Source organism: Saliniramus sp., assembly GCF_035311605.1.
Classification (GTDB): Bacteria; Pseudomonadota; Alphaproteobacteria; order Rhizobiales; family Beijerinckiaceae; genus Saliniramus.
Window position 1 is genome coordinate 1 of record NZ_DATGCW010000186.1, and the last position, 4271, is coordinate 4271.

Below are 4271 nucleotides of genomic sequence, written 5' to 3' on the forward strand. Positions count from 1 at the left end.
GGCACGCGCGGCACTCGCCGATGCCGGCTATGTCGTCGAAGAGGCCGAGCCGCCGCTCCTGCGCGAGGCCGCCGTCACCGGTTATCGCGCCCTGATGGGCGAGGTCGCGGCGCTGATGGGGCCCGATATCGAAGCGCATGGCTCGCCGACCCTGAAGGCGATTTTCGCCGAATATTTCGAGCAGTTCCCGCCTTATGACGGCGCCGAGCAATTGCAGGCGATGGCCGATCGCACCCGTTTCGCGCGGGCCTGGTCACTGTTCCTGGAGCAATACCCGCTGGTGCTCACGCCCTTCCTGCCGCATCCCTTCTTTCGCCCCAACCGCGATGCGGAAGGCGCCGAGGGTGTGCGCGAGGCGCTCGGGGCGGGCTATTACTCCTTCGCCATGAATTTCATGGGGCTGCCCGCCGGCAACCTTCCCACGCGACTCGCGACGCTGCCACAGGGCCCGCAGCCCATCGGCGTGCAGATCGTCGGGCGGCGCTGGCGCGAGGATCTCATCGTCGAGGCGATGCAGGCGATCGAGACGCGGATCGGCACGATGGACCGGCTGCTGTGGAAGCGCATGTAGGGGGGGCGCATGGGAGGCGTGTGCCGTTTCAGCCGCCGTTCTCTCGCAACCGTCCGAGATCCTCCAGATACGAGGCCTCGTCCCGCGCGGCCCTGATCGCCTTGCGGTCGAGCTGCGCGACGAGCATCTCCGGCGCATTCCCCGCCACGGCCAGCATGGCGCCGTCCGGGCCGCAGATGCAGGATTGGCCGACGAATGCGAGTTCATGCTCGCGCCCGGTGCGGTTGGCATAGGCGACGAAGATCTGGTTTTCCAGGGCGCGCGCGGCGGGCAGCAACCCGGCGATGCGCCCGTGCGGCGCCATCAGTGCGGTGGGCGTCACCACGAGATCGGTCCGTGCTTCAGCTTCCGCGCGGATCAGTTCGGGGAATTCCAAATCATAGCAGATGGCGAGCCCGACGCGGAAGCCGCCGCAATCGAAGCGCAGAGGTTGCGTTCCGGGCTCGAAAGTGGCCCGCTCCCAGTCACCGAACAGCGCGCGCTTGTGATAGGCCCCGATCGTCCGCCCGCGCGTATCGAAGACGATGGCCGCATTGACCAGCGCCCGCCCCGATACACGATGCGTCCCCATCACCACCATGATGCCGGCATCGTTGACGAGGCGCCCCAGCCGATCGAGTGCCGCATCGACCCCGGCGAGTTCGGTGGCGCGCAGGCCGGGACGGTAATAGCCGGTGAGATAGCCTTCGGGAAAAACGAGGAGATCCGCGCCGGCCTTGGCGGCGCCACCAATGACCGCGGCAATGTCCGAGAGATCATCGAGCCCGGCACCGGTATGGCGTGCGCCCTGCCAGAGCGCGAGGGTGAGCGTCTTGTGCCGCATCTCAGCATTCCCCCGAACGGTCGGAGCCCATAAGGCGCGGCAAGTTGCCATAGCGCCCGATCAGGCCGAAGACGATGATCGCGAGTGCCACGAACAGAACCGCGACCACCCCCATGATCGGCGTATAGCCATAGCGCAGGCTGTTGAAGATCTTGATCGGCAGGGTCTCGACGGTGAAACCCGCGACCATGTAGGCGACGATGTATTCGTTCAGCGAGAGCACGAAGGCGAAGGCGAAGCCGGAAATGATATACGGCGTGATCAGCGGCAGGATGACGCCGCTCAGGATCTGTCCACGGCTCGCCCCCATGGTGCGCGCGGCTTCCACCAGCGCCATGTCGATGCTGCGCAGCCCGAGCGATATCGTCACCACCGGTAGCGTCACGAGGAAGATCGCATGGGAGATGATCGTGGCAAGCATCTGCCCGTACATCCCCGCCGACACCCAGAAGACGAGGAATCCCAGAGCCGTGATCACCGGCGGCAGCATGAACGGGGCGACGCCCAGCGTGTGCAGCGCCCGCCCGAGCCAGTTGCCGCGCGACCAGACGTATAGAGCCAGCGGCAGCGCGATCGCGACCGAGAGTGCGGCGGCGCAGGACGCGATGATCAGCGAATGCCGCAGCGGCTCCAGCCAGTCACCCTCTTGGAACAGGGCTCCGTACCAGCGCAGCGACAGCCCTTCGGGCGGAAAGCGCAGGCTGCGGCCCTCGTTCAGCGAGATTCCTGTCACCACGATGATCGGCAGGGCGAGCAGAAAGAGAATGAAGCAGACATAGAACAGCCTGAGCCCGCGCGTCATCGCCGCCCCCCGCTCTCACGTCCCAGAAGCAGCGTCAGCCCCACGAGCAGGAGCGCGACCAGCAGGAGCACGATCGCCATGGCGGCGGCGAAGGGCAGGTTCGACTGGAAGATCGCCTGATCGGTGATGTGGACCGACAAGGTCCAGTGGCTCGGACGCCCCAGCACCTGCGGCAGCAGATAGGCGCCCAGCGTGAAGACGAAGACGAGGATCGCCGCGCCGAGCACGGGCGCACGCATCAGCGGCACCGTCACCGTGAAGAAGGTGCGCAAGGGCCCCGCCCCCATCATCCGCGCCGCATCGCGCAATTCGGGATCGAGCCGCGAGACCGGCGGATAGAGCACCAGCACCGCATAGGGAAAGGCGAGGTAGCAAAGCCCCGTCATCAGCGCGAACAGCCCCGGCGTGTAGGAACGCGGTCCGTCTATCAGCCCGAGCGCAGCAAAGAGATTGCCGATCCCGGCCGTGCGCGACAGAAGCGTCGAGATCGAGAAGCCGATGATCACTTCCGAGAGCGACAGCACGGCGAGCAACGCCACCAGCACCAGCGTCTGCACCCGGTGGCGCATGCCCGCGAGAAACACCGTGAACGGGAAGGCGAGAACGATGCAGATCACGGCGGCGCCGGCGGAAATGGCGATTGACGTGAGCAGGATGCGCCCGAAGAACGCGGAGAGCAGCCGCTCATAGCTGGTCCATTCGAAACCCGGCTCGAAGAATCCGCCCGGCACCCGGTGCGCGACGCTCACCGATAGCATGATGGCGAAGGGAGTAATGAAGAGAACGGCGAGTGTGATCGCGGGAACGAGGCCGTACCAGCCCGGCACGGCCTTCTCGGACACGCCGCTCGCGGGCGTTCCATGAACCGCTCTCCCGTTCATGATGCCGGCGCCTCCGGCGGAGCGAGCACGACGATACCGCCGGGAGCGGGCGCGAGGCGCAAGCTGTCGCCGATCGCGACGGCGGGGCGTTCGCGCGGGGCGAAGACCGCCTGCAGCCGCGTCTCGCCGAAATCCAGTGCGATCTGCACGCTCTCGCCGAGATCGCGGATGAAGGCGACGCGCGCCGTGATCGGCCCCAGGGAATCGGGACGCAGATCTTCCGGGCGGATCGAGAGCATGGCGGGGCCGGGTTTGGTCTTGACGCGGTCTTGCCGATCGAGCGCGAGCCGCGTCCCGCCGAGATCGACGCTGCCGTCTGAGCCGAGTGTACAGGGCAGCAGGTTCGACTGGCCGATGAAGCCCGCGACGAAGGCATTGGCCGGGTCGCGATAGATCTCCATCGGCGCGCCGGCCTGCTGCACCTTCCCCTCATTCATCACGATCACCAGATCAGCCATGGTCAGGGCTTCCTTCTGATCATGGGTGACGACGAGGGTGGTGACGCCGAGGCGCTGTTGCAGTTGGCGCAGTTCCACCTGCATATGCTCGCGCAGATTGGCATCGAGCGCGGAAAGCGGCTCGTCGAGCAGGAACACCTTCGGATCGATGGCGAGACCACGGGCGATGGCGACACGCTGGCGCTGGCCCCCGGACAATTGATGGATGCGCCGCGCACCGAGCCCCGGCAATTGCACGAGTGCGAGAAGGGCCTCCACCCGGTCCATCCGCGCGCGCCGTCCATGACCCCTGATCGCCAGCGGATAGGCGATGTTGTCGGCGACATCGAGATGCGGGAAGAGTGCGAGCGACTGGAAGACCATGCCGAAATCGCGCCGGTTCGATGCCAGTGCGGTGATGTCGCGCCCGCCAGCATGCAGGCTCCCGCTGCTCGGCTCCTCGAGCCCGGCGATGAGCCGCAACAGGGTCGTCTTGCCACAGCCGGACGGGCCGAGCAGGCAGACGAAACAGCCGGCGGGGATCTCGATGGACACGTCGTCGACAGCGGCGAGGCTGCCGAAACGCTTGCTCATGCCCCGAAGTGACAAAGCTGTCATGCGCTTTTCCGGAAACGGGGCCGACCCGGAAGCCGGCCCCCTGACAGAGATCAGGCGGTCATGCGGATGCGATCACGCGGCTCAGCCCGTGATCATCTCCGACCATTGCTGATTCACCCAGTCCGAGCGCTCCACGTAG

5 protein-coding genes are annotated in these 4271 nt (G+C 66.5%); 1 reads left to right on the forward strand and 4 read right to left on the reverse strand.

All coding sequences use genetic code 11. The features are described from left to right. Positions 1-571 (forward strand): amidase family protein (locus VKP01_RS08535; protein ID WP_324411726.1); only part of this gene is annotated, 571 nt, incomplete at its 5' end. 28 nt (positions 572-599) lie between these two features. Here the strand turns inward: VKP01_RS08535 and VKP01_RS08540 are convergent. From VKP01_RS08540 to VKP01_RS08555, 4 genes are read right to left on the reverse strand one after another with little or no spacing between them, the layout of a single operon-like run. After that, positions 600-1394, reverse strand: coding sequence for a nitrilase-related carbon-nitrogen hydrolase (locus VKP01_RS08540; protein ID WP_324411727.1), 795 nt, complete (start codon positions 1392-1394; stop codon positions 600-602). A 1-nt stretch (position 1395) separates the two neighbouring features. Beyond that, a complete protein-coding gene (locus VKP01_RS08545; protein WP_324411728.1) occupies positions 1396-2196 on the reverse strand; it encodes an ABC transporter permease in 801 nt (266 codons plus the stop codon). After that, positions 2193-3077, reverse strand: a complete 885-nt coding sequence (locus VKP01_RS08550; protein WP_324411729.1) for an ABC transporter permease — start codon at positions 3075-3077, stop codon at positions 2193-2195. The genes VKP01_RS08545 and VKP01_RS08550 overlap by 4 nt, the downstream gene beginning before the upstream one ends. After that, positions 3074-4132 (reverse strand): ABC transporter ATP-binding protein, encoded by a 1059-nt coding sequence (locus VKP01_RS08555; protein WP_324411730.1) that lies wholly within the window; start codon positions 4130-4132, stop codon positions 3074-3076. The genes VKP01_RS08550 and VKP01_RS08555 overlap by 4 nt, the downstream gene beginning before the upstream one ends. Positions 4133-4271 lie beyond the last annotated feature (139 nt).